Annotated in this window: 2 protein-coding genes; one reads left to right on the top strand and one right to left on the bottom strand. The window is 67.9% G+C overall.

Annotated elements, in window-relative coordinates; genetic code table 11:
- Positions 1–155: 155 nt before the first annotated feature.
- The gene (locus ACWD3H_RS47455) at positions 156–1319 is read right to left on the bottom strand and encodes a hypothetical protein (protein WP_451959769.1); all 1164 of its coding nucleotides are present in this window, start codon (positions 1317–1319) and stop codon (positions 156–158) included.
- Between the two features lie 1061 nt (positions 1320–2380).
- Between ACWD3H_RS47455 and ACWD3H_RS47450 the strand changes: the two genes are divergently transcribed.
- Entirely contained in the window at positions 2381–3568 is a 1188-nt protein-coding gene (locus tag ACWD3H_RS47450) for a four-carbon acid sugar kinase family protein (RefSeq protein WP_451959768.1), read from the top strand.
- Positions 3569–3683: the final 115 nt, after the last annotated feature.

Below are 3683 nucleotides of genomic sequence, written 5' to 3'. Positions count from 1 at the left end.
GGCCAAGTGCTTGACCCTGCCGGGGCCGGATGGCCCCCTGGCCCCTACTGGTTCCCCCGGGGGCCGTTTCCCGGGGGCCGCCGCTCTCGCGGCGGCCACCGGGGCGGCCCTGTGCGCCATCCACCCGATGCGAGGGCCTGACAACGAGACTGAGGTCACCAGCAGCCGGGCACGTTCCCCGCGCAGTTCGTGGGCAGGTTCATGACGATCTCGCTCTTCTTGAGCGTGACCTGGGCACCGACCCAGTTGTTGATGCCGCCGCCGACCCCGGCGGCGCGGTTCTTTTCGACCGTTGTGTAGTCGAGGGTCAGCTGGGCCGTGTCGGCTCCCGCCTCCTGCTCGTTGTTGATGCCCCCGCCGTTACGGCCCGCCTGGTTCTCCTCGATCTCGCTCTCCTTGATGATCGCGGTGCCTTCGTTGTTGATGGCGCCGCCGTCCCGGCCCGCCGTGTTGAACTCGAAGGACGTGTCGAAGACGTTCAGCGTCGCGTCCTCGCCGTTGTTGATGGCGCCGCCCTCGATGCCGGCCCAGTTCTCCTCGATCTCGCTGTCCTTGATGATCGCGGTGCCTTCGTTGTTGATGGCGCCGCCGTCGTCGTCGCGAGCCTCGTTGTTCTTGATGCGGCTCTTCTCGATGACGAGCGTGCCCTGGTTCTGGATGCCGCCACCGCCCTCGTCCGCCGTGTTGCCCCAGACCGTGGTCTTCAGGAGCGTGAGGGTGCCGGCCGCGTTGTTGCTGAGGCCGCCGCCGTCCCCGGCCTCCTCCGCGTTCGGGCTCGGGTTCGGGTTCGTGACCACGTTGACCAGGATGCGGCTGTCGACGAGGGTGACGGTACCGCCCTCGTTGGAGATCCCCCCGCCATCCCCGCCGGCCTGGTTTCCGGCGACGGTGCTGCGCTCCAGGCGCAGTGTCCCCTCGTTGGTGATACCGCCGCCGTCTCCCGGGGTGTCGCCACCGGTCACGGTGACGCCCTTCAGAGTGAGCCTGCCCCCCTTGTTGACCGCGAGAATGCGGAACAGGTTCGCCCCGTGGTACGAGGAGCGGATCAGGGTCGAGTGCTCGCCGATGATGGTGACCGTCCGGGTGATGGCCGGCAGGGCGTTACCCGAGTCCAGGTAGTCATCCTCGAAGCGGTAGGCACACCCCCTGGCCAGCTTGATCGTGCCACCCCCGATATTCGCGTTCGCCTGGTTGACGGCATTGATCAGCCCGGCGACGTTGCCGCACTCCACGGTCGCGTTCACCGGTGCTTCAGCGGCCATGGCGGGTACGGCGCCCCACAGACCGAGGCTCGACACCACGACTGACCCAGCAAGCAAAAGGCGCATTCTCACACGTTTCCTTTCCTGTTCGGTTCCGGGGGGCCCGACAGGGGTACCACGCTTTCCGGGAACGTTTCCTCGACGCTGCGCGCGGCATTTGTAAGTCCATACCGGCTGCTGTCATCATTTGGTTCGCGCGGCCCGTCCCGTGAGATCGGCCAGGTAAAGCGGTTCTATTAATCCACCGCCGCCACGACCGTGAATCGGGCACATAACGCGCGAAAGACACGCCGCTGCCGGCGGAGCTCGCTCAGATATTCACCCGGGATACCGGTGGTCCGGAACCGGTGAACACACGCTCACACTCGCCGCACATGGGACCTCTTACATCTATTTGGACATGCAAGGGGCCGCCAGGATCCGAATCCCGGCGGCCTGTCAAACCTTGCTGAATGATGCGCTTCAGCTGCTCGTTTACCTGCTCGCCAACGATGCGACAGTCCACCGCACAGGCCGGAACCGGGTCACCTGGCATCGGCGATGCCAGGGCCGTAGATGACCGTGCGGAACGCTCCCCACTCACCGAAAAGGAGCCCGCCCGTGCCGGTGTTCCAGAAACAATATTGGACACTGCATGGAGAGATAGCAAGTAATGACCGAAATGCCGATCGCCCCGCCTGCTCTCGGAAGGCATTCCGGTGAGCAGGCGGTGATCACGTAAGAACGGCCCGGACAGGGCTGCTGGGTTTGCTAAAGGGGTCGGCAGCCCCAAAGTCGTTTCGGCGCCTCAGCGGTGGCTCTCTCCAGAGTGTGCCGACCATATGCGTCCTGCCATCTCAAGTCGACATATGTTCCCGCGTCAACCGCATTTCCCATTGCTGGTGGCGCAGCTGGTCGGGCAGGCCCCCGCTGAACTACAGAGCCTGGTCACCGCCGTCACCGCGGGACGGTCCCTCAGCCTCTACGCCCCGCCTTAACAAACCACCGACCAGGTCAGAGCAGCGCTGTTCCACGCCCCACCCCCGTCAGCGAACGTGCGACATTCGTCGAATGACTGCTCGTCATCGGCGTCAATACTCTCGGGGGAGTTGTCAACGTCGAGAACGGAAACCGAGCCGATGATCCCCTCAGAGCTGCCGCGTCTCCCTCGTGGACCGGCGATCGGCATCCTCGCAGAGGACCTGCAGGGCTCTGTCGCGGTCGCCTGCCGGCTGCGCCAGCGCGGGCTCGACCCGGTGATCGTGCGCGACCCCGCATCTGTCGTCTCCGATGCGGATGCCATCGTCGTCGACCTCGATCTGCACCACGCCGCGGGCGCCGCCGAGGCGCATATCCGTGAGTGGGCGGCCTGGCTCGACGACCACGGCTGCGAGCGGGTCGAGGTGAAGCTCAACGCCGAGCTGCGCGGATCTCCGGATGCGCTGATCGCCGGGATCGACGCGGGGCAGGACGAGAACGGCATCCTTCTCGTCGTCCCGGCCTATCCGACCGCCGGCCGTGTCTGCGTCGACGGCCATCTGCTCGCCCCCATGCCGGCGGGCAACGGGCTCGACGTCGACGTGCGGTCCGCGATCCGCGCCGAGGACGCCGAGCTGATCGGGCTCACGGTGCTGAACCAGGGTGCCGATGCCGTCACCGCGCGCATCCTCGATGCCTTCGCCCGCGGCATCCGGCGGTTCGTCCTCGACGGCACGGTCGAGGCGCACCTCGGCACCGCGGCGCAGGCCGCGACCCGGCTCCGCGAAGAGGGGCACGCCGTCGCGACCGCGAGCACCGGCGGCTGGCTGAGGTTCTACCCTGATCTCGGCCGCGACGGTTTCGTCGTCGTCGTCACCCCCGGCAACCACGACACCGACCGCGCGCAGCTGCGCCGGCTCGGAGCGGCCTACGGCTCCCGTGCGCTGATCACCACCGCCGCGGAAGCCGCAAGTTGGGGGGCGGATGCCGCGCACGAGGTGCTTGCCTCTCATCGGATCCTCGCGCTGCACGAGACCGACCGCGGCGACCCCGACCGCTGGGTCGTCGCGGAGCAGCTCGCCGGGGCGGTGCGCAGCCTGCTCGACGCCTCGGCCCGCAGCGAGAACAAGTGCCTCGGCGTGGTCGCCAGCGGTGGCCTGACGACCACAGCGCTAGTCCAGCAGCTCGGCGGCACGAGCCTGAGCGCGGGGCTCGAACTGGAGCCGCTGTGCCCGACCGCTCACATCACCGGGGGCGACTTCGACGGCCTGCGGCTGCTCTGCAAAGCCACCGGGACCGGCTCCGAAGAGACCCTGCTTCGCATGACCCGTCAGATCCTCGGGGCCTGACCCCGCTCGTATCCCATAGAAGGACATCGTGTGACCGACGGGGCGTGGGGGGGGGGGGCGGGCGGGGGCCCCCCCGCGGGGCCCCCCCCCTCGACTCCCCGGCACCGCGGGGATC

It is taken from the genome of Streptosporangium sp. NPDC002607 (assembly GCF_053592655.1).
Note: the sequence above shows the minus strand (reverse complement) of the source record. Positions and strands in the feature narration are given on the sequence as shown.

Excerpts from the sequence above, each read along its gene's own strand:
- ACWD3H_RS47450 (WP_451959768.1), top strand. The coding sequence starts at position 2,381 with ATGATCCCCTCAGAGCTGCCGCGTCTCCCTCGTGGACCGGCGATCGGC.